This is a genomic window from Amycolatopsis sp. NPDC059235 (genome assembly GCF_042754125.1).
Taxonomy (GTDB): Bacteria; Actinomycetota; Actinomycetes; order Mycobacteriales; family Pseudonocardiaceae; genus Amycolatopsis; species Amycolatopsis albidoflava.
The window spans coordinates 29,953-53,614 of record NZ_JBHZAG010000070.1 but is presented as its reverse complement, the minus strand read 5'-3'; the positions used below and the strand labels follow the sequence as shown (position 1 = coordinate 53,614).

Genomic DNA, 23,662 nt, shown 5'->3' with positions numbered 1-23,662 from the left:
ACCGACGACGACCAAGGCGTCATCGACGACCGCGGCAACGCCAACATCGTGCCCGCCGACGCCAACGGCATCGCCTACAGCCGCAGCCCCGGGCAAGTCCTCAACATCGTCTACCTGACCAGCAAAGCCGCTACCTCCGGCGGCTTCTTCCCCAAGGGCGTCAACGGAACCGTGAACACCAGCGCCGCACACTGACCCGACCGCCGAGGGGGGCGGGCCCCCCCCCCCCGGCCGCCCCCCCCCCCACCGGGGGGGGCCCGTCCGCGTGCCCGGAGCACGGCCCGGGGCACGACCTTCGTCGGGACCTGTGCAAACCTCTCGTGACCTTCTGCGACGACGTGCGTGCGCGGACCAGTCCGCGTTCCCTACGATGGGGGAGACGGCGGCGGCGCACACGGGCGCCAGCCGTGGCGATTACTGCCCGGGAACGGCCTGGGCTCGATCATGATCAGCTAGTGAGGTCGACCGGATGGTGCTGAACCGCCTGCTCCGCGCGGGCGAGGGCAAGATGGTGAAGCGGCTGCGCAACATCGCCGATCACATCAACACCCTCGAAGACGACGTGAAGGACCTGTCGGACGCCGAACTGCGGGCCAAGACCGACGAGTTCCGCGAGCGGTACGGCAAGGGCGAATCCCTGGACGAGCTGCTGCCGGAGGCGTTCGCCGTCGCCAGGGAAGCGGCGCACCGGGTGCTCGGCCAGCGGCCGTACGACGTCCAGCTCATGGGCGGGGCCGCGCTGCACCTCGGCCAGGTCGCCGAGATGAAGACCGGCGAGGGCAAGACGCTGACCTGTGTCCTCGCGGCGTACCTGAACGCCATCCCCGGCGACGGCGTGCACGTCGTCACCACCAACGACTACCTCGCCAAGCGCGACGCCGAGTGGATGGGCCGCATCCACCGCTTCCTCGGGCTCGAGGTCGGCGTCATCATCGCCGAGCAGGACCCGCAGGAGCGGCGCAAGCACTACAACGCCGACGTCACCTACGGCACGAACAACGAGTTCGGCTTCGACTACCTGCGCGACAACATGACGTGGTCGCTCGACGAATGCGTGCAGCGCGGGCACAACTTCGCGATCGTCGACGAGGTCGACTCGATCCTCATCGACGAGGCGCGCACCCCGCTGATCATCTCCGGCCCGGCGGACCAGTCGTCGCGGTGGTACGTCGAGTTCGCCCGGCTCGCGCCGCTGATGCAGGGCATCGACACCACCACCATGGGCACGCGCGAGCGGGTCGAGAAGGCCAACCTGATCAACTCGAAGTACCACTACGAGACCGACGTCCGGAAGCGCACCGTCGCGGTGACCGAGAAGGGCGTCCGGTTCGTCGAGGACCAGCTCGGCATCGAGAACCTCTACGAGGCGGCGAACACCCCGCTGGTCGGCTACTTGAACAACGCGCTCAAGGTCAAGGAGCTCTACCACAAGGACAAGGACTACATCGTCCGCGACGGCGAGGTCATGATCGTCGACGAGTTCACCGGGCGCATCCTCGTCGGCCGCCGCTACAACGAGGGCATGCACCAGGCGATCGAGGCCAAGGAAGGCGTCGAGATCAAGGCGGAGAACCAGACGCTCGCCACGATCACGCTGCAGAACTACTTCCGGCTCTACAAGAAGCTGTCCGGCATGACCGGTACCGCCGAGACCGAGGCGGCCGAGTTCCACCAGACCTACAAGCTCGGCGTCGTGCCGATCCCGACGAACCGGCCGATGGTCCGCGCGGACCGTGCCGACCTGATCTACAAGAACGAGCAGGCCAAGTTCGAGGCCGTCGCCGAGGACATCGCCGAGCGGCACGAAAAGGGCCAGCCGGTGCTGGTCGGCACCACGAGCGTCGAGAAGTCCGAGCACCTGTCGAAGCTGCTGCTCAAACTGGGCGTGCCGCACGAGGTGCTGAACGCGAAGTACCACAACAAGGAAGCGCTGATCGTCGCGCGCGCGGGCAAGAAGGGCCAGGTCACCGTCGCCACGAACATGGCGGGCCGCGGTACCGACATCGTGCTCGGCGGAAACCCGGACATCATGGCCGACGAGGTGCTGCGCGAGCGCGGCCTCGACCCGGTCGAGCACTCCGAGGAGTACGAGGCCGCCTGGCCGAAGGTGCTCGAGGAGATCAAGGAAGAGGCGCGGGTCGAAGCGGACGCGGTCCGCGAGGCGGGCGGGCTCTACGTGCTCGGCACCGAGCGGCACGAGTCGCGGCGCATCGACAACCAGCTGCGCGGTCGTTCCGGACGGCAGGGCGACCCCGGCGAATCGCGGTTCTACCTCTCGCTGGGCGACGACCTGATGCGCCGGTTCAACGCGGTGCTGGTCGAACGCATCATGACCACGATGCGGCTGCCGGACGACGTGCCGATCGAGCACAAGATGGTCTCCAAGGCGATCAAGAGCGCGCAGACCCAGGTCGAGCAGCTCAACATGGAGACCCGCAAGAACGTCCTCAAGTACGACGAGGTCATGAACGAGCAGCGCAAGGTGATCTACGCCGAGCGGCTGCGCGTGCTCGGCGGCGAGGACCTGCGCGAGCAGATCGAGCACATGATCATCGACGTGGTCAAGGCGTACGCCGCGGGCGCGACGTCCCAGGGCTACGCCGAGGACTGGGACCACGAGCAGCTGTGGACCGCGCTGAAGACGCTGTACCCGGTGAGCCTCGACTGGGACGACCTGGTCGAGGACGGCGACCTCGACGCGGAAGGCCTCACCCAGGCGCTGGTCGACGACGCGCTCGACGCGTACGCCAAGCGCGAGGCCGAGATCGACGAGCTGGTCGGCGAGGAAGGCTCGATGCGCCGCCTCGAGCGCCAGGTCATGCTCACCGTGCTGGACCGCAAGTGGCGCGAGCACCTCTACGAGATGGACTATCTCAAGGAGGGCATCGGGATGCGGGCGCTCGCGCAGCGCGACCCGCTGATCGAGTACCAGCGCGAGGGCTTCGACATGTTCCGCGCGATGCTCGACTCGCTGAAGGAGGAGGCCGTCGGCTTCCTGTTCAACCTTCAGGTCGAGCGCGCCGAGCCGGAAACCGCGCAGCAGCCGGAACCGTCGGCGCTCCCGGGCGGCGTCACCTCCGCGACCGCCGCGGCGGCGGGCTCCTTCGGCAACCAGGGCGAGGACGAGGGCAAGCACGCCCGTCCGGCTCCGCCCCAGCCGCCGGCCACCGACTCCGATTCGGTCCCGTCCGCCTTGCGCGGCAAGGGACTCGGCGGCGGTGTCCAATCCGGACTGACGATGTCCGGGCCGTCTGAGGGCGGCGGCGTCGAGTCGCATTCGGACAGTGCGAACGACGCGGAAGCGGGCGGTGCGGGCGGCGGCACCCGGCGCGAACGCCGGGCCGCCGAGCGGGCGCAGTCCAAGAAGGGCAAGAAGGGACCGCGTCGCTGACGCGTCCCTGATCCGTCCACTGTGGACGGCTGAGCACGACTGAGAACGGCAGCACGAGAACGCTCGTGCTGCCGTTCTGTCGTTCCCTGCCCTTGGCGAGTCCACAATGGACCCGCTGCGGTTCTGGTGTCCTAAGTTTCAGGACACCTGTCCTGCTCAGGCGACTGACGGACGTCCGGCCTGCACGCTCTCGGTTCGCGGTGCGAGCACGTGAAACCGCGTGCACACCCAGCCGGTCCGCGTGCGCTCGAACCGGGCCGCCAGCGCGAGCACCCGGGGTCCGGAATGAATGATCGTGCTGGTCTCCAACGCGGTCTCGGTCGGACGGCAGACGCGCAGATCTCCGGCGACGTGGTGGCGGATGCCCGGCATCAGCCCCTGGCTGCTGAGCCGGGAGAACAACGCCTCGTCCACGAGCGGACGGATCTGCCCGGCCGCCCGTCGTCCGGCGAGGACTTCGAGGATGGCGTTGAGGCGCTGGCCGAGCCGTCGCCCGGTGGGCGGGTCGGTGAGCCGCACCAGCCGGTGCCCGGCGGGCGGCAGATCGTACGGCGACGGCCACGCGCCGCGACGGTGCGTTCGCCTGCCCGCGACCTCCGGTGCAGCGGACAGCGGCCGGAGGCTGTGGTTCGTCATTGAGTTCCCTCCCCGAAACATGGACGTCCGCCTGTTTAGTGCGCGCTGCCGGCGCACGATGGGACGTTGAGTGCCTGATCCGGCGAAAAGGGCAGAACGGCGCAGACTGGATCTGCCGGATGCGCTAAGGGCCTTGCCCAGGCGAGGACAGATAGGCTGGCGAAGTGCTGAAAGGCTTGTTAGTCGACTACGCCGGAGTGCTTACCGATCCGGACGCCGGGCTGCTCTACGAATACCTGCGCGACGCCCGCGCGAACGGCACCCGCACCGCGCTCGTGTCGAATGCGCCCGGAGCCGCGCCGGGGGTGAAAACCGAGCTGTCGCAATACTTTGACGCGCTCGTCTTCTCCGGCGAGGTCGGCGTGGCCAAGCCGGACCGGGAGATTTACCTTGTCGCGGCCGAGCGGATTGGGCTGGCCGCGCCCAGGTGCGTGTTCGTGGACGACGCCGAGCGGAATGTGCGCGGGGCGGTCGCCGCGGGCATGGTCGGCGTGCACCACCGCAGCATCGCCGACACTCTCGACGAACTCGCGGCGTTGTTCAGCTGACTCCGCGCCGCACGAGTTCAAACGACAGCACCGCGGCCGCGGCGGAGACGTTCAGCGATTCGACGTCGCCGGGCATCGGGATCGACACCCACTCCGTGACCAGCTCCGCGACCGCCTCGCCGACGCCTTCGGTTTCGCCGCCCAGCACGAACGCCGACCGCTGCGGCAGTTCGACATCGAAGACCGAGGTCCCCGCCGACGCACCCAGCGCGAACAGGCTGTATCCAGCCTCCACCAGCATTTCCGCCGCCTCACGCGCTGATCCGCAGCGCAGCACCGGTGCCCGGAAGGCAACGCCCGCCGAGGACTTGACCACCATTGGATCCAGTGCGGCTACGCCCCGGCGCGGCACGATCACGCCGGATAACCCGGCAGCCGTCGCGGTGCGCAGGATCATTCCGACGTTGGCCGGCGTGGTGATGCCGTCGAGGAGCAGCAGCCGGGTGGGCGGACGGCGGTCGTCGAGGGCCGCGGCGAGGGCGCGCATGCGCGGCGCGACGACGTCAGCGAGTACGCCCTGGTCCTGTTTTCCGTTGCCGGCCAGCACTTTCACCCGGTGCGCGCTCGCGCGCTGCACCTGCACCCCGGCGGCTTTCGCGGCGCGCTGGATCTCCGCGGCGGCGGGGCCGCGCGCGGTGTCGGCGAGGATCACCTTGTCCACGCGCAGGTCCGGATCGCCCAGCGCCTCCAGCACGGGCTTGCGCCCGTAAACGGTCAGGAAGCGGTCTTTCGGCGAACCCGCCAGCTCATCACCCACACCGGCCAGTCTCGCATTGTGTAAGGATCGGCTCATGCCCGACCGCCTGTCCGCGCTGGACGCCTCGTTCCTGTACGTCGAGGACCAGACGACGCCGATGCACGTCGGGGGCGTGGCGATCTTTGAACGGCCGTCGTCCGGGTTCACCTACGAGCAGGTGCTCGACCTCGTCGGCGCGCGGCTGGCGTTCCTGCCCCGCTACCGCCAGCGCGTGCTCGCCGTGCCGGGGCACCTCGCGCGCCCGGTGTGGGTGGACGACGTCGACTTCGACCTGAACTACCACGTCCGCCGCTCCGCGCTGCCCCAGCCGGGCAGCGACGACCAGCTGTTCGACCTGGTCGCGCGCCTGATGTCGCGCCGCCTCGCGCCGGAACGCCCGCTGTGGGAGGCGTATTTCGTCGAGGGACTGGCCGGCGACCGGGTCGCGATGGTGACGAAAACGCACCAGTCCGTTGTGGACGGTGTCGGCACGATCGACCTCGGCCAGCTGATCCTCGACGAGACGCCCGAACCGCCCGAGCCGTTCGAAGACATGTGGGTGCCGCGGCGCGAGCCGAGCCGTACGCAACTGGTCCTCGACGCGATGAGCGAGACCGTGCAACGGCCCGGCGAGCTGATCGAAAACGTGCGCTCGATCGCGGGCGACGCGGTGACCACGGTGAGCAAGGCGGTCGAGACGCTCGGTGGCGTCGCGGCGACGGTGGCCCGGCCCGCTCCGTCCGGGCCGCTGAACGTCCGGGTGTCCGGCGGCCGCGTGTTTTCGGTCGTGCGCACGCGGCTGGAGGATTTCCGCAAGATCCGCGCGGACCACGGCGGCACGGTCAACGACGTCATCCTGGCCGCGATCACCGGCGCGCTGCGGGAATGGCTGCTGTCGCGCGGGGAGAACCTCACGCCGACCGAGACCGTGCGCGCGCTCGTGCCGATGGCGGTCACCGACGCCGAAACCCCCGAGTTCGCGACGCCCGCGCTGGTCGGCAACCAGGTCGCGGCGTACCTGATCGACCTGCCGGTCGGCGAGCCGAGCGCGGTCCTGCGGCTGCAGCACATCGGGCACGCGATGGCCGAGCACCTGAATTCGGGAAGATCGGTGGCCGCGCGCGGGTTGCTGAAGGTGAGCGGCTTCGCGCCGGCGACGCTGCATTCGCTCGGCGCCCGGGCGGGCGGATCGCTGTCCGGGCGGATTTTCAACCTGATGATCACGAATTCGCCGGGCCCGCAGGTGCCGGTGTACGCCGGAGAGGCGAGACTGGTGGAGATGTTCCCGGTGATGCCGCTGATGCGCACGCAGGCGCTGGCGATCGGGGTCACCTCCTACCACGGCGGTGTCTACTTCGGACTCAACGGCGACCGCAAGGCCGCGTTCGACGTCGGGCTGCTCGGCGGGATGATCGAAGAAGCGCTTGAAGAGCTGAAGGGTGCGCACTGGTGAGGGTTTATCTGCCTGCGACGATCGCGATGCTGCGAGACCTGGAGGCCAACGGCGAATTCCGCGCTCGCAGCGGCACCGGTTTCGCGCTGACGCCCGCCCTGCGCGAGGCGTACGCGAGCGGTTCCGACGAGGAACTGGAATACGCGGCTTTGCTGGACGCGGCCCGTGCTTCGCTGCGCCTGATCGCCGCTGAGGAAAAGGGCGAACCGCGCCGCGCGGTGGTCTCGGTGGACGTCGACGACGCGACGCTGCGCCCGGACCTGGACGCCGCTGTCGTGCGTCTCGCGGGTCCGGTGCCGAAGTCCCAGATCGCCGCGATCCACGTGGACTCGGCCGAGGCGGAGGACGCGGTGACGGCGGCCGCCGCCGTGATCGACGCGGCGGATCTCGGCGACGAGGACGCCGAATTCACCCTCGGCGACGCCGAAGACCACGAATTGGCCTGGTACGCGCTGCAGGAACTGCCCTTCCTGCTCGAACTGCTCTAGCGGTCCGTGAAGGGCTCCTTGAGGGAATCAGATTCCCTCAAGGAGTCCTTCACGGCACGTCAGCCGCCGGTCAGGATGCCGATGTCAGCCGGAGCGGGGGCGTCGATCGTGACCGGAGCGCTCCAGTCCGTGTAGCGCGCTTTGACCGTGGCGACACCGGTCTGGCCGGTCGCCTGCATGACCGGCGTCAGGTCCAGGACCAGCTGCATCGGCCGGTGCTGCGCGTCCAGCCAGAGGTCGAACGGGACTGTCTTGCCGCGGTCGCCGAGCCGGGTCAGTGCTTCGGCGGGCAGGCCGCCGGGCAGTTCGGAGCCGAGTTTCGCCAGGTCGACGGTCAGGTGATAGTGCTCGGCCGAGGCTCCGTCGAGCGTGGTTTCCTCGCTGGACGCCACCGTCCCCGCCGTGCGGACCTGCGCCAGCGTGCGCGCCGGGTCGTTCTGCTCGGCCAGTTGCGCCAGGCTGCCGCCCAGCACCTGCGAAAGCGGATCGGTGCCGTCCGGCGACACTTTCACCCACGCTTTGTGGTCGCTGACCTGGTCCCGCGCGCTTTCCGGGACCTTCGCGTACAGCGTCTTGTCGACCAGGCGCAGTTCGAGCGGCTCGCCGACGTAGTCCGTCGTCATCGACAGAGCTGTTCCGGCACGGTCGAATTTCGCCTGGCCCTTCCCGTGGGACACGAGGGTGCCGGTGGTGACGTCGGCGGTGAACTTCGCGGTGTGACCGGCCAAGGTCGCGGCGGAGGCGGCGTCCGCGAGCGTGCGGGCGTCGGTGAAGCGCTGCGGTTCCGGGGTGCTGGAACATCCCGCCGAGGCGATCGCCAGCAGCGCGGCGACACCCGCGACGGCCGTCCTGCGCATCCGAAAACCCTCTCTGACCGGCCGTTAAGTGCCTCAACCCAAGCACAGCGCGCGGGGCCGACCCGTTCGGGGGAACGCGTGCTACCGGCAGTAGCGCACGAAAAACGGGCCCCGAGCCGGAATGGCTCGGGGCCCGCGGAAAGCTCCGGGGATCAGCGCCCCATCTTCTTCATGATCTCGCCGAAATCGGTGACCTGGTCGGCGGACGGCGCGGCCACGTCGACCGGCTGGCCCCAGTCGGTGTACTTGACGGTGACCTTGCCGCCGCCCGCGGCGCTCGGGGCGCCGAGCTGCTTCATCATCTCGGACTGGTCCATCGTGACCTGCAGCGGAAGCTGGTCCTTGTCGATCCAGATCTCGGCCGGGATCTTGATGTTCTTGCCCGCGAGCATCTTCTTCATCTGCTCCTGGACCTCGGCGGGCTGGCCCTTCGCGTAGGTCTCGATGGACTTGCTGACGTCCAGCTCCACCTTGTAGTGGTTGACCTTCTCGCCGTTCAGTTCGACCTGGTCGGCCCCGATGATCTGGCCGGTCTTGGAGACCTGGTCGAGGATCTGCGTCGGGTCGCTCTGCTGGGTCGACTGCGCCATCGCCTTGCTGAACGACTGCGACATCGGGTCCTTGGCGTCCGGCGAGATCTTCAGCCACGGCTTGTCGGTGCCGAACTGCTTGGACTGCTCGGCCGGGACCTTCATGTACAGGGTCTTGTCGACGTAGCGCATCTCGGTGGCGCCCTGCGGCGTGTTCATCGTCATCGACATGGCGGAGTTCTCGCCGTCGAAGCGCATCGCGCCCTCGGCCTTGATGGACTGGCCGCCCATGGACATGTCCATCGACATCTTCGCCGACTTGGCCTTCTCGGTGCCCTGCTTGGCCGCGTCGGCGAGCTTCAGCGCGTCGCTGAACGGCGACGCCAGGCCGGACCCGCCGTCCTTGGCCTGCCCGGCCGGGGCCGCGGTGCCGTTCTCGGCGCTCGAGCCGCAGCCCGTCAGCACCAGCGCCAGCGCCGCACCGGCGGCGACGGCGAACGTCGTGGTCTTGCGCATGGTTCTCCCCCTAGGAAGGAATCGGTCTTTCACCTGCGTTGTCGCCGGTCGGGCTGGACAGCCGCGTCCTTGCGGTCCGGCGCGCGGGCCACTGGCGGGGTGACTCCGCGAGGTTGCTTCTGTGACGCCGTCCGGCGGGAAAAGGTTCCCTCCGGACGGAGGAATTTTCCCCCGGTTTGTCCCCTGCCGGGCATCCACCCGCATATCGGTGACAGCCGCGCGAGGTTACCGTCTCCAGGTCACGATTCGGTGCGGAGGTCCCCGCCGCCGCCCGCTCGCGAGACCAGGAGCCTGCGCAGCGACGCCAGCCGGTCCGGCCCGGCGTTGCCGTCGGCGACCACGGCGTCGAGTGCGCAGTCCGGGTCTTCGGGCGGGCCGAGGTGGCCGCAGTTCGGCGGGCATTCCTCGGCGGCCTCGGCGAACTCCTCGAAGGCGTCGACGATGTCGTCCGCGGTCACGTGCGCGAGCCCGAACGAGCGGACGCCGGGGGTGTCGACCACCCAGCCTCCGCCGGCCAGCGGCAGCGCCACCGCGGCGACCGACGTGTGCCGTCCCTTGCCGACCGAGCTGACGTCGCCGGTCGCCAGTTCGGCGGCGGGCACGAGCCGGTTGACCAATGTCGACTTGCCGACTCCGGAGTGTCCGACGAGGGCGGTGATCCGGCCGCCGAGGCGTTCGCGCAGGCCCTCGGGTTCCTCGTCGTGCCGGGTGACGATGGCCGGGACGTCCAGGCCCGCGTAGCCGGCGAGCAGCGAATCCGGGCTGGCGAGGTCGGCTTTCGTCAGGCACAGCACGGGTTCCAGACCGCCCGCGTAGCACGCGACGAGGCAGCGGTCGATGAATCCGGGCCGGGGCAGCGGATCGGCCAGCGACGTGACGATCAGCAGCTGCGCGGCGTTCGCGACCACCACGCGCTCGTACGGGTCGGTGTCGTCGGCTGTGCGGCGCAGCACGCTGGAGCGCTCGTCGACGCGGACGATCCTGGCGAGCGTGTCCGGCCGCCCGGAGACGTCGCCGACCAGCGCCACCGTGTCCCCGACGACCACCGAAACGCGGCCCATCTCGCGGGCCCGCATGGCCGTCACGACGCGGTCCGGATCGGCGTCGACCGCGCATGTCCAGCGGCCGCGGTCCTTGCCGATCACCATCGCGGTGACCGCGTCGGCGTGCTCGGGCCTGCGCTTGCTGCGTGGCCTGGTGCCCTTGCCGGGACGCACCCGCACGTCGGATTCGTCCAGCCGCCTCCAGTCGCCTCGCCCCAAGCCGCCCACGTCCTCCCGGTCGCCCTTTGCCTGGTCGAATGATCCCATGCCGGTCGCGCCGGGCCGGGTTTGCGTGCGACGATGGCGCCGGAGGCACCCGAGGAGGTTGGCATGTGCGGCCGTTACGCCGCGACGAAAGACCCGGCGAAGCTGGTCGAGGAGTTCGCCGCGGTCGACCTGACCGAGGGCCGGGCGCGAGTGGACCACAACGTCGCGCCGACCAAGAACGTCGTGACCGTGGTGCAGCGGCATCCCCGCGACGCCGACGGGCTCGTCCTGGAAGAGGAGCCGGCGGAGCGCTCGCTGCGGATCATGCGGTGGGGCCTGGTTCCGTTCTGGGCCAAGGATCCATCGGCGGGCTCGCGGATGATCAACACCCGCGCGGAAACCGCGAAGGAAAAGCCCGCGTTCAAACGCGCGTTGGCGTCGCGGCGGTGCCTGGTCCCCGCCGACGGCTGGTTCGAGTGGCGGCGCACGGGCAAGGAGAAGGAACCGTTCTACATGACGGATCCCTCCGGGAATTCGCTCGCGTTCGGCGGAATCTGGGAAAGCTGGCGGCCGAAGGACGACGCGGACGCCGAGCCGTTGATCACCTTCTCGATCCTCACGACGGACGCCGCGGGCCAGCTCGCCGACGTTCACCACCGGATGCCCCTGATCGTGCCGCGCGAGCACTGGACGGGCTGGCTCGACCCGGACCGGTCCGAAGTGGACGAACTGATGGTGCCGACCTCGCCCGCGGTCGTGGAATCGCTGGAGCTGCGGCCGGTGTCGAGCCTGGTGAACAACGTCCGCAACAACGGCCCGGACTTGTTGCGGCGCACGGAAACCGAGCAGTCCGTCGACTCGCTGTTCGACCTGTCATGACCACCCTCGAGATCGACACCGAACACGGACTCGCGCGAGTCGAACTGCATTGCGCGCCCGACGGCGACGCGGTGCTGCTCCTCGGCCACGGCGCCGGCGGGGGCATCGGAGCGAAAGATCTCGTGGCGGTAGCCCAGGCGGCGAAGGCGGCCGGGATGCACGTGGCGCTGGTGGAACAGCCGTACCGGGTGGCTGGCCGTCGGGCTCCGGCTCCGGCTAAGCAGCTGGATACGGCTTGGCTGACCGTGGCGGACGAGGTTTCCGCTCGGTTCGATGATTTGCCGCTGGTGTTCGGCGGTCGTTCTTCCGGGGCGCGGGTCGCTTGCCGGACAGCTTCGGCCGGGCAGGCGGTCGCGGTGCTGTGTCTGGCTTTTCCGGAACACCCGCCAGGCCGCCCGGAGAAATCGCGGCAGGCGGAACTGGACGCGGTGGAGGTGCCCGCGCTGGTGATCCAAGGGGAGCGGGATCCGTTCGGGAGGCCTTCGGCTGCTCCGCATCACGAGATCGTCGTGGTGGCTGGGGACCATACGCTGGCGAGCGATCTGGACGCGGTGGCGCGGGCTGCGGCGGAGTGGTTGGGGCGGGTTGTTCGGCCGCATTTGTGAGTCTTCTCGGCTGGCTGTCGGTGCGCCTGCCATTGGGCGGCGCGGTTTCGACTCCGCTGTGACACTCGCGTCGTCTGCGGTGCCGGTCTTTCGTCAGGTTTTGCCGCGGACTGTCGCCGACGTGCATTGTCGGTTCTGCTGACTCAACGCCTGGCTGCGCACTGTTCGGCGGCGTTCTTCCCACCGTGCCGTTCCGGCGGCTCTGCGGGGCAGACTGTGGATAGTTCCGTCCAGTAAATTCGCAGGTCAGCGCCTATTCGGATGGGTTATCCACAACCTGGCGAGCCTGTGGGCAACTGAGCGCGAACCCGGTTTTTGGCCGGTGGCGGCGGATAGACTGGGCAAGGGCAGCCCCCCAGTGGAGGGCGGGGGTGCGCCGCCTCCCGCCTAGGATGGCATTGGCGGCGCGAGGAGCGGCACCCGTGCCAGGGTGGATTTCATGACTGCCAACGCTTCCGACGAGACCCTCGCCAACGACTACGACACCTTCGGCGAGGCCTACGCGATCGAAACCGAGCACAGTCTCATCAACGCTTACTACACCCGACCCGCGATTCTCGATCTCGCTGGCGACGTGACCGGCCGCAAGATCCTCGACGCGGGCTGCGGCGCGGGACCGCTGTCCGCCTCGCTGAGGGACCGCGGCGCGCACGTGAGCGGCTTCGACTTCAGCGCCACCATGATCCGCCTCGCGCGGGAGAGACTTGGTGCCGACGCGGACCTCCGGGTCGCCGACATCAGCCAGCCGTTGCCCTACGCCGACCAAGAATTCGATGACGTCATCTCGGCCCTGGTCCTGCACTACCTGGAGGACTGGAGCGCCCCGCTGGCCGAACTGCGGCGGATCATCCGGCCCGGCGGGCGGCTGATTCTGGCCGTCAACCACCCGATCCTCTACAAAATCGTCCACCCCGAGGGCAGCTACTTCGCCACCGAACGGTGGTCCGAGGAGTACACCTTCAACGGGCAAAAGGGCGTGCTCGCGTATTGGCACCGTCCGCTGCACGCGATGACGGACGCCTTCACCAAAGCCGGGTTCCGCACCGCAGTGGTCAGCGAGCCGTATCCAGCAGCGGGCGCCAAGGAGAAGTTCCCGGAAGAATTCGGAGACAAGGAAGCCTTCCTCTGCTTCCTGTTCTTCGTCCTCGAAGTACCCGAAGCCGCCTAAGCCCGAAGCCGCCTAACCGGCCGCGATCCCCGCCACCACCGCGCCGGTCAGCCGGACCAGCTCGGCCGGATCCAGCTCCACCTCAAGCCCTCGCCGCCCGCCGGAGCAGAACATCGTCGGGTAGTTCAGCGCCGAATCGTCCACGACCACCGGCAGGCGGCTTCGGTGGCCGAGCGGCGAAATCCCGCCGAGGACGTACCCGGTGGCCCGCTGGGCAGCGGCCGGGTCGGCCATTTTCGCCTTCTTGCCGCCGGCCGCCGCGGCGAGGGCTTTCAGGTCCAGCTGGCCGGTGACCGGCACCACGCCGACGACCAGTTTCCCGTCCACGTCCGCGACCAGCGTTTTGAACACCCGCCCTGGCTCCAGGCCCAGCGCTTCCACCGCCTCCAAGCCGAACGACTCCGCCCGGGGATCGTGGTCGTAGGTGTGCACGGTGTGCGTCACCTTCTGCTTCTGCAGCAGCGCCGTCGCCGGAGTGCCCTTGCCCGCCATGCGGGGAAGTCTACGAAAGGGGCCGGGAATGCCCGGTCGGCACGTTCTGTTACAGCCTTCGTGACCACCACGCTCGCCACTCCCCGCCCCGCAAGGAGCCGTCCCGGGACCGGCTTCCCGAACCCCCGCGTAAACTCGGTGCTGCCGTATGCGCAGACGCGCATCGACGCCGAACGGGAAGGGAACGGTTTGCCGAGCACCCCCAACTCCGCGCCGGAGACGGCGGCCGACGAAGTGGAGCTCGCCGAGCGCTTCGAGCGCGACGCGATGCCCCTGCTCGACCAGCTATACGCGGCCGCGATGCGGATGACCCGCAACCCGTCCGACGCCGAGGACCTGGTCCAGGAGACCTACCTGAAGGCGTACGCGGCGTTCGCGTCCTTCAAGGCAGGCACGAACCTCAAGGCGTGGATGTACCGCATCCTCACCAACACCTACATCAACGGCTACCGCAAACGTCAGCGGCAGCCGGTGCAGCAGCCCACGGACGAGATCAGCGACTGGCAGATCGCGCGGGCGGAGAGCCACACCTCGAGCGGCCTTCGCTCGGCCGAGGTCGAGGCGATGGACAACCTCCCGGACACCGACGTGAAGGCGGCGCTGCAGAAGCTTCCCGAGGAGTTCCGGCTCGCGGTCTACCTCGCCGACGTCGAGGGCTTCGCGTACAAGGAGATCGCCGAGATCATGGACACTCCGATCGGCACCGTGATGTCCAGGCTGCACCGCGGCCGCGCGCAGCTGCGCGACCTGCTGGCCGACGTCGCGCGCGAGCGCGGCTTCATCCGGGGGAACCGCGAGGAGGTGGCGAAACGATGAGCTCGGAAGACGTGCCCGCGGAGAAGATGCCCTGCGAGGACGCGCTCGCGGAGATCTACCTGCTGCTGGACCGCGAATGCAGTCCGGAGCGGGACGCGGAACTGCGCAGGCACATCGAGGACTGCCCGCCGTGCCTCGAGGAGTACGGCATCGACGAGCAGCTCAAGCACCTGCTCGCCCGCAAATGCGGCGGCGACCTCGCCCCGGCGGAGCTGAAGAGCAGGCTGCGCGCCTCGATCCGGCAGACCGTCGCCACGCAGGGCGGCGTCACCGTGGAGCGCACCGAGATCACCGTGGAACAGCGCACCAGCCGCGACTGACCACCACGACAACGGCCCCCGTACCGAATCCCGGTGCGGGGGCCGTGTCAGGTCCTGGCGCGGACTCAGGCGTTGGGCTTCTTGCCGTGGTTGGCGCCGTTCTTCTTGCGGTCGCGACGCTTGCGGGCGCGCTTCGACATGTTCTCTCCTCGGGTGTCCGCTGAGTGGCCCGGGGCGGGGTGCGACACACCGGCCGGGCACGGGTCAACCGCTCAAGTGTGTCATGCGGGTGCCGCACACCTCGGCGGCACCCGCCGTACGCTCTGGTTGGATGGACTCAGGAGGTGCGCAGGCATGAACGAACTCACCGCATTCGAGGGCGGCCGGTAGCCGTGTCGACCCTTTCCGACCTGCTCGCCGAGAACACCGGCCTCCCCGGCGAAGCGGCCGACCACCTGCAGACCGTCGTCGCGGAGTGGCAGCTGCTGGCCGACCTTTCGTTTGCCGATTTCCTGCTCTGGGTTCCGGTTTCCGCCGAACACCAGCCCGACGGCGGCGATTTCGTGTGCGTCGCGCACGCTCGGCCCACCACCGCGCCCACCGCACATCCCGAGGACGTCGTCGGCACCCGGTTCACCGTGGACGAGCATCCGCAGCTGGCCAAGGCCATGCGCGAGGTCAAGATCTGCCGCGAGGAAGACCCGCACTGGTACCGCGACCTGCCGATGCGCCGCGAAGCGGTGCCGGTGAGCCTCGGCGGCGAGGTGATCGCCGTGCTGAGCCGCGAGACCAACCTCGCCGCGCCGCGCGTGCCGAGCCCGCTGGAGATCGCCTACCTCGGCAGCGCGGGCGACCTGTGCCAGATGATCGTGGACGGCACCTTCCCGCCGGCCGGCGGCAACCAGACCGACACGCACACCAGCCCGCGCGTCGGCGACGGTCTCGTCCGGCTCGACCAGGCCGGCACCGTCGTCTTCGCCAGCCCCAACGGCCTGTCCGCCTACCACCGGATGGGCCACGAATCGGACCTCGTCGGGCAGCGGCTGGCCCCGCTCACCCGGTCGCTGATCCGCGACCCGTTCGACGCCACCGAGGTCTCGCACCGGATCATCGAGGCCCTCGACGGCAAGCCGTCCACCCGTACCGAGGCCGATTCGAAGCGCGGCGCGGTCGTGCTGTTCCGCGCGCTGCCGCTGCGTCCGGCAGGGCAGCCCGCGGGCGCGTTGGTGCTGGTCCGCGACGTCACCGAGGTCAAGCGCCGCGACCGCGCGCTGATGTCTAAAGACGCCACGATCCGCGAGATCCACCACCGCGTGAAGAACAATCTGCAGACCGTCGCCGCGCTGCTGCGGCTGCAGTCGCGGCGCACCACGAGCGAGGAGGCCCGGCTGGCGCTGGGCGAATCGGTGCGGCGGGTGTCGTCGATCGCGATGGTGCACGAGGCGCTGTCGATCTCCGTCGACGAGCGCGTGGACCTGGACAAGCTGCTCGACAACGTGCTCCCGATGGTCGGCGAGGTCGCCACCGCGGAATCGCAGGTCGGCATGACGCGCAAGGGCTCGTTCGGCGTGGTCGTGGCCGAGATCGCGACGCCGTTGGTGATGGTGCTGGCCGAACTCGTGCAGAACGCGATCGAGCACGCGTTCCCGCAGGGACGGCCGGGCAAGGTCGAGCTGATCGTGGAGCGGTCGGCGCGCTGGCTGGACATCCTGATCCGCGACAACGGCCGCGGGCTGCCGTCCGGATTCTCGCTGGAGCGCAGCGACGGGCTCGGCCTTCAGATCGTGCGGACGCTGGTCGAATCGGAACTGCGCGGGTCCCTTTCGCTGCGCCAGGTCCGGACCGACGAGGCGGGCAACCGGGTCCCGGGCACTGAAGCGGCGCTGCGGATTCCGCTGTCGCGGCGGCTCTAGAAAACCCGGCGACAGCCTGGTCGCGCCGGATTACTGTCCGGCGCATGCCTGACCTCACGTGGCGGCCGCTCACGAAAGCGGACGCCCAGTCCTCGGCCGATCTGCTCAACGCCATCGAAACGGCCGACCGGATCGGCGAGAACTACACCGCGGAAGACACTCTCCAGGAGCTGATCGACCCGTACACCGACCTCGAACGCGCGAGTCTCGCCGCGTTCGACGGCGATCGCATGGTCGGTTTCATGAAGACCCGGTACAAGCGGTACGCCGAGGGAACCCATCGCGTGTTCCTCGACGGCGGCGTCGATCCCGCGTACCGCAGGCGCGGAATCGGGACCACGCTCGTGGAAGCGGGGATCGCCGGGGCGAAGACGGTGCACGAACTGCACCACCCGACGCTGAAGCTCGCCGTCGACATCCACAAGGCCGAGCACATCGCCGGGACGAAAGAACTCTTTGGCGCGCAAGGTTTTTCGCCCGCCCGCTATTTCCAGCGCATGGAACATCCACTCGGGACGGTCGGCGAAGCGCCGATCCCGGAGGGTTTCCAGGCCGAACAGTGGACGCGGGAACTCGACGAGGATTTCCGGCTCGCCCGCAACGAGTCCTATCAGGACCACTGGGGCGCGACCCCGGTGTCCGCGGACGCGTGGCAGAACAAGTTCACGAACCACGTGCTCCAGCCCGAGATCAGTTTTCTGCTGCGGGACAAGGCAACCGGCGCTCCGGCGAGTCTCGTGCTGACCCTGTCCTGGGCCGCCGACACCGAACTGTCCGGCATTCGCGACGCGCACTTCATGGTGGTCGGCACGGTTCCCGGCTACCGGAAACGGGGACTTGCCGGCGCGGTCGTCGCGCACGCGTTGCGGGCCGCGGCCGAAAACGGCTACGACCAAGCCAGCCTCACCGTCGATTCAGCGAGCGAGGCCGGCGCTCCCGGAGTTTTCGAGCGCGCCGGGTTCACGCCCAAGATGCGTTACGTGCGCTGGGCGCTCGAGGCCTGATTCGTCCACATCGGACCCCAGACGCATTAACGGCGCGGCGATGCGAGTGTGCTGTCCGTGAGGGGAACCCTGAGGGACTCAGAGTCCCTCAGGGTTCCCCTCACGGACGAGAGCAAGCGCGCAGGCCGGATGTTGAGGCGAGTGCGGCGTCCGTTGCGGGCTGCCGAGCGCACGGCTCAAGTCCCTGGCCTCGGACCCCAGACGCGTTGAAGGGCCGGTACCAGTGAAGCTCGGCGGTACCGGCCCGTTCAACGTTCCGCGGGAGGACTTGGATAGTCCTGGGTGAGGCGGCACCCGGATGCGGGGTGGCCGACCTCGGTTGTTACGCTCGAACCGGGTATGTGTCGCCATGTGCGGCACGGGCACGCGAATGCCCGCCGGGCGAAAGTCCGGTCCGAGGTGGTGGTGCTTGCGATTCTGGGTGCTGCAGCTGAGTCGTGAAGACTCAGGCGGTGGTACGCGTGCCGATGTGCGTACGGCGGCGCTTGAGCGCGCGTCGCTCGTCTTCGCTCATTCCGCCCCAGACGCCGGCGTCCTGGCCGCTGGCCAGAGCCCAGGCCAGGCAGTCGGAAGCCGCGGGGCAGCGGTGGCACACGGCCTTCGCCTCGGAGACCTGCAACAGAGCCGGACCGCTGGTTCCCACCGGGAAGAACAGCTCGGGGTCCTCGTCTCGGCAGGCCGCGTCGTGGCGCCAGTCCATGTTCGTGAGCTCCTTCACAGTGACGCGGGAGGGCCGCGCCACAGTAGTGGCGGTCGTGTTTTTGGGTGCTTGTGAATGCTTTCACGAAGCACCGCGTTCGACAAGGGTTTCGACAAGATCGGTGAGTCAGCTCACCCGGCCGAGCTATGCCTCTGACCTGCGGTTTCGTTCTGAAAAGCTCCGCTCGCCGGAAGGCCGGTGCGGTGAACGGAGGGTTTGCGTCGCCGAGCGGCAGGGCGCACTTTGCCGCGGGCGATCAGCGGTCGCTCGGCTATCCGACTACGGTGAGTGCATCCGGAACGCTCTGGAACTCAACCCGGGTGCGTTGCCCGACGAGGTCCCCGTCGACCTGGAAGTTGACCGGTTCAGCTGCGTCGATGCGGATCAGAGGCACATCGTCGCGGCGGAGCAGACGGCGGCCGTGCTGATCGCTCTCCGTGAGGAGAGCTTGCCGTACATGCGTGAACACGGTGGGCAATCGCAGACCGTTCAACGCGAACAGGCCCAATCCGGTCTCGAACGAGCAGCCGGAGTTGAGGTGGACCGGGCGTTCCCCGAGGTAAGTCCACGGATCGGTGTTCGACACGAAGGCCGTCACCGCCTCGGCCGGTTCCTCGCCGGGGATCCGGACGGTCAGCACCGGCCGTCCGAGCGGCGGACGGAAGTAGGAGCGGACGGCGGCCCGCAGATAGAGGCTCGCGCTGGTTTGCTTGCCGCGCCGTTTCGCGACGCGGCCGACGACGTCGGCGTCCCAGCCGAGCCCAGCGTTGAAGGTGAACCAGTGCCCGTCGGCCAGTCCGAGGCCGATCCGCCGGGTCCGCTCGGTTTCCAGCGCGGTGAGCAGTTGGTGGGTCGCCTCGACCGGATCGGCGGGCAGTCCGGCCGCGCGCGCGAACACGTTGGCCGAGCCGCCCGGCACGACGCCGAGCATCGGGACGGACCCGGAGCGTCCGGGAGCGCCCGCGGAATCGGCGAGCAGGCCGTTGACGACCTCGTTGACCGTGCCGTCGCCGCCGTGCGCCACCACCAGGTCGTAGCCGTCGCGGGCCGCCGAACGGGCCACCGCGAGCGCGTGCCCGCGGTAGTCGGTTTCGACGACGTCCAGCTTGACCTGGCTGGCCAGCGCGTGCGCCAGCACGTCCCGGCCACCCGCGGTGGTCGAGGTGGCCTGGGGGTTCACGACGAGGATGGCGCGCACTACCGCAGGGTAGGTGTTTTTCGCCCGGCGGACGTACCTCCAGCGCCACAAGGTGACGCGAAGCTCAGCCGCTCGCGCGCGCCGTCCCGGCTCGGTGACCTGTGGCGACCCTGTGGCGGGCGGTCCTCCTCTGCAGACGGCGAAAACTCCGCGCGTCGTGACAAGTGCACCCGGGCCGACCGCCCGCTCATCGACGACTACCCCGATTTTCTCTTCGGCCGCCGCCCCGGAAAACGGCCGACCGGGTGGCATACGATCGGTAGTGCTCACGCACGGTGACTCGCGCTGGTCGGGTGGCTGTGCCCCGGCAAGTTCCCGCGAAAGTTCCCGCACAGCAGCTGAAAGGGCCGCGCCCGTGTCGCATCCCGAGAACCCGCCGCCCACCCCGCTCGAGGTCCGCCTCGCCGGCGTCCTGACCGGGCTGCCCGGGCTGGGCCTGCTGGTCTTCGGCGTGGTGCTGCTGGTGCACGGGCTGCGGAACCCGCCGATCCCGGGCAACAACGTGTGGGCCGAGTTCGGCACCTACGCGGTGCTGGCGCTGATCTTCCTCGCCGCGTCGGTCGGGCTGCTGCTCGGACAGACGTGGGCGCGTTCGCCGGGCGTCGTCGTGGCGCTGCTGGTGATCGGGGTCGGCTGGTACCTGCTCGGGCCGTCCGGACAGCCGCTGTGGGGCGTGCCGATCGGGCTGTTCGGGCTGGCGGCTCTGGTGCTGCTGTTCCGCCGTCCGTCGCGGGCGTGGGCGCTCGGAATGCACGACGACGAGACCGAGGAAGAGGCGGCCGAACGCGGCGGCCTCGCGGGACGGCGGGCCGAGCGGGAGCGTCGCGAACAGGATTGAGCGACAGTGACGTCACGTCATAGCGAGCAGGTGACGCGGCGACACTGGTCGTGACCCCTCTCCGGCGATGGAATCGGTACTGCGCAACCGAATTCATCCGAATTCCGAAGAGGGGAACCCATGAGGAGACTGCGTCTCGTCGTGACCAGCACAGCGGTCGTGTGCGGGCTGCTCGCCGGAGCGATGCCGGCGGCGGCGGGCACCGCGGAGAGCCCGGCCCGCTACACCGCTCAAACGCTGGACTGGCACGCCTGCGCGCCGGGCGAGCTGGCCGATCTGCCGCCGGGCACCGACATCTCGGGGCTCGAATGCTCCAGCTACCGCACGCCGCGAGACTGGGACCGCCCGGACGACGGGCAGGAGCTGACCATCGCGATCAGCAGGCTCAAGTCCACCGGCCCCACCACGGCGTCGGTGCTCACCAACCCGGGCGGCCCCGGCGGCGCCGGGCGCTGGTTCCCGGTCACGCTGCGCGGCCAGGAAAAGCTGCGGCAGCACCAGGAGATCATCGGCATCGACACCCGGGGCACCGGCCGCAGCACCAACGTCACCTGCGGCGGTGCGTTCGGCACCGGCGCCGATCTCGACCCGCGTAACCGGGATCCGCGCAACCTGAACCAGATCGTCGACGCGACCCGGTACACGGCGATCGCTTGCCACCAGGCCGCGGGCGAGCTGGGGGAGCTGATCAGCACCTTCCAGAACGTCCGGGACCTCGACCTGCTGCGCACCCTGCTCGGCCGGGACCGGATCAACTGGATCGGGTACTCGGCGGGCACCTGGCTCGGCGCGCACTACGCCCAGCAGTTCCCGCGGCACACCGGCCGGTTCGTGCTGGACTCCTCGACCCAGTTCACCGGCTCCTGGCAGCAGTCGTTCGACTATCAGCCGGAGGGCTACGAACGCCGCTGGCGGCAGGACTTCCTGCCGTGGCTAGCACGCTACGACGCCAAGTACCACTTCGGCACGAGCGGAGAGGCGGCCCGGCAAACCTACGAGAGCGTCCGGTACGCGCTGACCCGCGAGCCGGTCGAGCCGAACGGCACGAAGATCGGCGCGGTCGCGCTGGACTCGTTCCTCGTCGGCGCGCTGAAGGCCAAGAGCCAGTTCCCGCTGATCGCCTCGACGCTGGTCAAGGTCAAGACGCTGACCGACGCGCGGTCCTCGGCGCAAGCCAAGGACGAGGCCCGCACGGCGCTCGGCAAGACATTGTCGGAGAAGAAGAACGCCGGTCCGCTGGACACGACGGCCGGTTCCGATGACGCCATGGCGGCGACGCTGATCACCACCTTGTGCAATGACGGGCCGTGGACGGGCAACCGGCAGTCGCTGATCCGCCGGTCGCAGAAATACCTCGACCAGGGCGTGACGCTGCACAGTTCGCTGTGGATGGGGCTCCAGGTCTGCGCCTTCTGGCCGGGCCAGCCGCGGCCGATGCCGGTGCTGAACGGCAAGGGCGTGCCGCCGGTGGTGATCGTCCAGTCCGAGCACGACCCGGCCACGCCGATCGAAGGCGCGCGGAAGGCGCACGCCGCGTTCCAGAACTCGCGGATGCTGACTGTCACCGGGGAAGGCGACCACGGGATTTACGGGATCGGCGGCAACAAGGCCGTGGACAAGGTGGTCGACGAGTATCTGGTCGACGGCGTGGTTCCGGCGGACCAGAGCCTGCCGGGGCTGCCGTTGCCGTAGGTGGCTCGTGAGTGCCTATGCCGGTGAGAACCGGCGTAGGCACTCACGAGTCTCACGCTTCTTTGGCGAGCACCTTCAACGGCTCGTCCGTCAGCCGGTACACCGACCACTCGTCCTGCGGCAATGCCCCGAGCGCCCGGTAGAACCCGACCGCCGGGTTCCAGTTGAGCACCGACCACTCCAGCCGGTGGTAGCCCTTGTCCACGCACTCCGCGGCCAGCGTCGCCAGCAGCACCTTGCCGAGGCCCGAACCGCGCTGTTCCTCGCGGACGTACAGGTCTTCCAGGTAGATCCCGTGCGTGCCGCGCCAGGTGGAGAAGTTCAAGAACCACAAGGTGAATCCGGCGATCTCGCCGTCCACCTCGGCCACGTGGCCGAACAGCGCCGGGGCCTCGCCGAACAGCGCGCCGTGCAACTGCTCGGACGTGAGATGGCATTCCTGCGGGGCGCGTTCGTACTCGGCCAGCGCGTAGACGAGCTCCACGACGGCGTCGACGTCTTCCGGCCGGATCCGCCGTACGCGGGGGTCGGTCACTTCATCCCTCCAAGGCGGGCAGCAGGTTCAGGTGCTCGATCTGCGGTTCGCCGCGCTCGTCGCCGAGCACCGCGAGACCGGCCGGGTCCAGTCCGAAGTGGACACCCGAGGTGCCGGGCAGGCCGAGCCAGCGCGCGACGAGCACGCGGCTGAAGTGCCCGTGTCCGACCAGGACCACGTCGCCGTTCTCGATTTCGCGCCGGGCCCGGTCGAGCACCTTGTCCGCGCGCGCCTGTACGTCCTGCGCGCTTTCGCCGCCGGGGATCGGGCGGGTCCAGACGGTCCAGTCCGGGACCGTCTCGCGGATCTCCGGCGTGGTGACGCCTTCGTAGTCGCCGTAGTCCCACTCGGCCAGGTCCTCGGTGACCTCGTCCACGCGCAGGCCGGCGAGTTCCGCCGTGCGCAGCGCGCGGCCGCGCGGGCTGGAAAGCACCAGCCCCGGCCCGCCGAGCAGGGTTCGCAGGGTGCCGCCCGCCGCGCGCGCCTGGTCCTCGCCCGCCGGGGTCAGCGGGATGTCGGTGCGTCCGGTGTGCTTGCCGTTCGACGACCATTCGGTCTGGCCGTGCCGGAGAAGAAAGAGCCGATGTGCCACGCGGCCGAATATAGCCGGGGCGGGTTTGCCCGGCAGGCTCGTCGTGTGCTTCGCTACTGATGAGTAACTTCACTTCGGGAGGACTGATGGGTACGCCGTCGACGTACGGGCTGTGGCGCAAGCTGGCCGCAAAACCCGGTGGCAAGCAGCTGTTTTCCGCCGCGATGTGCTTGCGCGTGCCCTACTTCGGCACCGTCCTGCCGAGCATCAGGGAGATCCGTCCGGGGCACTGTTCGGTGACCGCGCCGAAGTGGTGGGGTGTGCACAACCACATCCGGACCTTCCACGCGATCGCCGCCTGCAACCTCGCCGAGATCGCGATGGGCATGCTGGCCGAGGCCACCGTCCCGGCCACGCACCGGTGGCTGCCCAAGGGCATGGAAGTGAGTTACGTCGCGAAAGCCGAAACCGGGCTGCGGGCGATCGCCGAATTGCCGGAGATCCCCGAGTTCGGCTCCGAGGGATTCGATCTTCCGGTTCCGGTGCGGATCGTGGACTCCCGCGGGACTGAGGTGGTCACCGCGACGATCACGGTGTGGGTCACGCCCCGGAAAGCCGCCTGACC

The 23,662-nt window shown here is 69.3% G+C and carries 25 protein-coding genes and 1 pseudogene; 15 read left to right on the top strand and 11 right to left on the bottom strand.

Annotated elements, in window-relative coordinates:
• Both ACFXI3_RS34520 and secA read left to right on the top strand, forming a co-directional pair.
• Nucleotides 1-195 (top strand): annotated as a pseudogene (locus ACFXI3_RS34520) (ferritin-like domain-containing protein); the annotation flags it as partial.
• A 274-nt stretch (nucleotides 196-469) separates the two neighbouring features.
• Nucleotides 470-3,391 carry a preprotein translocase subunit SecA gene (gene secA / locus ACFXI3_RS34515; RefSeq protein ID WP_344270775.1) on the top strand — a complete coding sequence of 974 codons (2,922 nt, stop codon included), beginning with the start codon at nucleotides 470-472 and terminating at the stop codon, nucleotides 3,389-3,391.
• A gap of 156 nt (nucleotides 3,392-3,547) precedes the next feature.
• Here the strand turns inward: secA and ACFXI3_RS34510 are convergent, their stop codons facing one another.
• The gene (locus ACFXI3_RS34510) at nucleotides 3,548-4,027 is read right to left on the bottom strand and encodes an Rv3235 family protein (protein WP_378405306.1); all 480 of its coding nucleotides are present in this window, start codon (nucleotides 4,025-4,027) and stop codon (nucleotides 3,548-3,550) included.
• A gap of 164 nt (nucleotides 4,028-4,191) precedes the next feature.
• Between ACFXI3_RS34510 and ACFXI3_RS34505 the strand changes: the two genes are divergently transcribed.
• Nucleotides 4,192-4,575, top strand: coding sequence for an HAD-IA family hydrolase (locus ACFXI3_RS34505; RefSeq protein WP_344270781.1), 384 nt, complete (start codon nucleotides 4,192-4,194; stop codon nucleotides 4,573-4,575).
• On the opposite strand, the gene ACFXI3_RS34500 is transcribed toward ACFXI3_RS34505, so the two are convergent.
• Complete coding sequence (locus tag ACFXI3_RS34500) at nucleotides 4,568-5,332, bottom strand: TrmH family RNA methyltransferase (protein WP_378405304.1); 765 nt, start codon at nucleotides 5,330-5,332, stop codon at nucleotides 4,568-4,570. The genes ACFXI3_RS34505 and ACFXI3_RS34500 overlap by 8 nt on opposite strands.
• Nucleotides 5,333-5,366: 34 nt before the next feature.
• On the opposite strand from ACFXI3_RS34500, the gene ACFXI3_RS34495 reads away from it, so the two are divergent.
• Complete coding sequence (locus ACFXI3_RS34495; RefSeq protein WP_378405302.1) at nucleotides 5,367-6,764, top strand: wax ester/triacylglycerol synthase family O-acyltransferase; 1,398 nt, start codon at nucleotides 5,367-5,369, stop codon at nucleotides 6,762-6,764.
• Nucleotides 6,761-7,252, top strand: coding sequence for a DUF6912 family protein (locus tag ACFXI3_RS34490; RefSeq protein WP_354750345.1), 492 nt, complete (start codon nucleotides 6,761-6,763; stop codon nucleotides 7,250-7,252). Before ACFXI3_RS34495 ends, ACFXI3_RS34490 begins: the two co-directional genes overlap by 4 nt.
• Nucleotides 7,253-7,311: 59 nt before the next feature.
• On the opposite strand, the gene ACFXI3_RS34485 is transcribed toward ACFXI3_RS34490, so the two are convergent.
• The 3 genes from ACFXI3_RS34485 to rsgA form a co-directional block, all read right to left on the bottom strand.
• Nucleotides 7,312-8,109, bottom strand: coding sequence for a hypothetical protein (locus tag ACFXI3_RS34485; protein WP_344270792.1), 798 nt, complete (start codon nucleotides 8,107-8,109; stop codon nucleotides 7,312-7,314).
• 152 nt (nucleotides 8,110-8,261) lie between these two features.
• Entirely contained in the window at nucleotides 8,262-9,155 is an 894-nt protein-coding gene (locus ACFXI3_RS34480; RefSeq protein ID WP_344270795.1) for a hypothetical protein, read from the bottom strand.
• A 239-nt stretch (nucleotides 9,156-9,394) separates the two neighbouring features.
• Nucleotides 9,395-10,465, bottom strand: coding sequence for a ribosome small subunit-dependent GTPase A (gene rsgA, locus ACFXI3_RS34475; protein WP_378405299.1), 1,071 nt, complete (start codon nucleotides 10,463-10,465; stop codon nucleotides 9,395-9,397).
• 63 nt (nucleotides 10,466-10,528) lie between these two features.
• Between rsgA and ACFXI3_RS34470 the strand changes: the two genes are divergently transcribed.
• The 3 genes from ACFXI3_RS34470 to ACFXI3_RS34460 all read left to right on the top strand — a co-directional run bounded on the left by ACFXI3_RS34470 (nucleotide 10,529) and on the right by ACFXI3_RS34460 (nucleotide 13,057).
• Complete coding sequence (locus ACFXI3_RS34470; RefSeq protein WP_378405297.1) at nucleotides 10,529-11,284, top strand: SOS response-associated peptidase; 756 nt, start codon at nucleotides 10,529-10,531, stop codon at nucleotides 11,282-11,284.
• Nucleotides 11,281-11,889, top strand: a complete 609-nt coding sequence (locus ACFXI3_RS34465; protein WP_344270800.1) for an alpha/beta family hydrolase — start codon at nucleotides 11,281-11,283, stop codon at nucleotides 11,887-11,889. Before ACFXI3_RS34470 ends, ACFXI3_RS34465 begins: the two co-directional genes overlap by 4 nt.
• Nucleotides 11,890-12,328: 439 nt before the next feature.
• Nucleotides 12,329-13,057 carry a class I SAM-dependent methyltransferase gene (locus tag ACFXI3_RS34460; protein ID WP_378405295.1) on the top strand — a complete coding sequence of 243 codons (729 nt, stop codon included), beginning with the start codon at nucleotides 12,329-12,331 and terminating at the stop codon, nucleotides 13,055-13,057.
• A 12-nt stretch (nucleotides 13,058-13,069) separates the two neighbouring features.
• Here ACFXI3_RS34460 and ybaK read toward each other — a convergent pair whose 3' ends face one another.
• On the bottom strand, nucleotides 13,070-13,549 hold the full coding sequence (gene ybaK / locus ACFXI3_RS34455) for a Cys-tRNA(Pro) deacylase (RefSeq protein ID WP_378405293.1): 480 nt from the start codon (nucleotides 13,547-13,549) through the stop codon (nucleotides 13,070-13,072).
• 189 nt (nucleotides 13,550-13,738) lie between these two features.
• On the opposite strand from ybaK, the gene ACFXI3_RS34450 reads away from it, so the two are divergent.
• Nucleotides 13,739-14,365 carry a sigma-70 family RNA polymerase sigma factor gene (locus ACFXI3_RS34450; RefSeq protein ID WP_344272281.1) on the top strand — a complete coding sequence of 209 codons (627 nt, stop codon included), beginning with the start codon at nucleotides 13,739-13,741 and terminating at the stop codon, nucleotides 14,363-14,365.
• Nucleotides 14,362-14,685 carry a mycothiol system anti-sigma-R factor gene (rsrA, locus tag ACFXI3_RS34445; RefSeq protein WP_116202568.1) on the top strand — a complete coding sequence of 108 codons (324 nt, stop codon included), beginning with the start codon at nucleotides 14,362-14,364 and terminating at the stop codon, nucleotides 14,683-14,685. The genes ACFXI3_RS34450 and rsrA overlap by 4 nt, the downstream gene beginning before the upstream one ends.
• A gap of 65 nt (nucleotides 14,686-14,750) precedes the next feature.
• Here the strand turns inward: rsrA and ACFXI3_RS34440 are convergent, their stop codons facing one another.
• Entirely contained in the window at nucleotides 14,751-14,825 is a 75-nt protein-coding gene (locus ACFXI3_RS34440; protein ID WP_098515123.1) for a 50S ribosomal protein bL37, read from the bottom strand.
• A 192-nt stretch (nucleotides 14,826-15,017) separates the two neighbouring features.
• Between ACFXI3_RS34440 and ACFXI3_RS34435 the strand changes: the two genes are divergently transcribed.
• Together ACFXI3_RS34435 and ACFXI3_RS34430 are read left to right on the top strand one after the other, a co-directional pair.
• Complete coding sequence (locus ACFXI3_RS34435) at nucleotides 15,018-16,538, top strand: sensor histidine kinase (protein ID WP_378405290.1); 1,521 nt, start codon at nucleotides 15,018-15,020, stop codon at nucleotides 16,536-16,538.
• 44 nt (nucleotides 16,539-16,582) lie between these two features.
• The gene (locus tag ACFXI3_RS34430; RefSeq protein WP_378405288.1) at nucleotides 16,583-17,542 is read left to right on the top strand and encodes a GNAT family N-acetyltransferase; all 960 of its coding nucleotides are present in this window, start codon (nucleotides 16,583-16,585) and stop codon (nucleotides 17,540-17,542) included.
• Between the two features lie 445 nt (nucleotides 17,543-17,987).
• Here ACFXI3_RS34430 and ACFXI3_RS34425 read toward each other — a convergent pair whose 3' ends face one another.
• Both ACFXI3_RS34425 and ACFXI3_RS34420 read right to left on the bottom strand, forming a co-directional pair.
• Nucleotides 17,988-18,242 (bottom strand): WhiB family transcriptional regulator, encoded by a 255-nt coding sequence (locus tag ACFXI3_RS34425; RefSeq protein ID WP_009082948.1) that lies wholly within the window; start codon nucleotides 18,240-18,242, stop codon nucleotides 17,988-17,990.
• A 271-nt stretch (nucleotides 18,243-18,513) separates the two neighbouring features.
• Complete coding sequence (locus tag ACFXI3_RS34420; RefSeq protein ID WP_378405286.1) at nucleotides 18,514-19,440, bottom strand: diacylglycerol/lipid kinase family protein; 927 nt, start codon at nucleotides 19,438-19,440, stop codon at nucleotides 18,514-18,516.
• Between the two features lie 355 nt (nucleotides 19,441-19,795).
• Between ACFXI3_RS34420 and ACFXI3_RS34415 the strand changes: the two genes are divergently transcribed.
• Both ACFXI3_RS34415 and ACFXI3_RS34410 read left to right on the top strand, forming a co-directional pair.
• Entirely contained in the window at nucleotides 19,796-20,278 is a 483-nt protein-coding gene (locus ACFXI3_RS34415) for a hypothetical protein (RefSeq protein WP_344270832.1), read from the top strand.
• Between the two features lie 120 nt (nucleotides 20,279-20,398).
• Nucleotides 20,399-21,970 carry an alpha/beta hydrolase gene (locus tag ACFXI3_RS34410; RefSeq protein ID WP_378405284.1) on the top strand — a complete coding sequence of 524 codons (1,572 nt, stop codon included), beginning with the start codon at nucleotides 20,399-20,401 and terminating at the stop codon, nucleotides 21,968-21,970.
• Between the two features lie 52 nt (nucleotides 21,971-22,022).
• Here ACFXI3_RS34410 and ACFXI3_RS34405 read toward each other — a convergent pair whose 3' ends face one another.
• Together ACFXI3_RS34405 and ACFXI3_RS34400 are read right to left on the bottom strand one after the other, a co-directional pair.
• The gene (locus tag ACFXI3_RS34405) at nucleotides 22,023-22,505 is read right to left on the bottom strand and encodes a GNAT family N-acetyltransferase (RefSeq protein WP_009082938.1); all 483 of its coding nucleotides are present in this window, start codon (nucleotides 22,503-22,505) and stop codon (nucleotides 22,023-22,025) included.
• Nucleotide 22,506: 1 nt separating this feature from the next.
• Nucleotides 22,507-23,097, bottom strand: coding sequence for an acid phosphatase (locus tag ACFXI3_RS34400; protein WP_344270839.1), 591 nt, complete (start codon nucleotides 23,095-23,097; stop codon nucleotides 22,507-22,509).
• Between the two features lie 86 nt (nucleotides 23,098-23,183).
• Between ACFXI3_RS34400 and ACFXI3_RS34395 the strand changes: the two genes are divergently transcribed.
• Complete coding sequence (locus tag ACFXI3_RS34395; protein ID WP_344270842.1) at nucleotides 23,184-23,660, top strand: hotdog fold domain-containing protein; 477 nt, start codon at nucleotides 23,184-23,186, stop codon at nucleotides 23,658-23,660.
• Nucleotides 23,661-23,662: the final 2 nt, after the last annotated feature.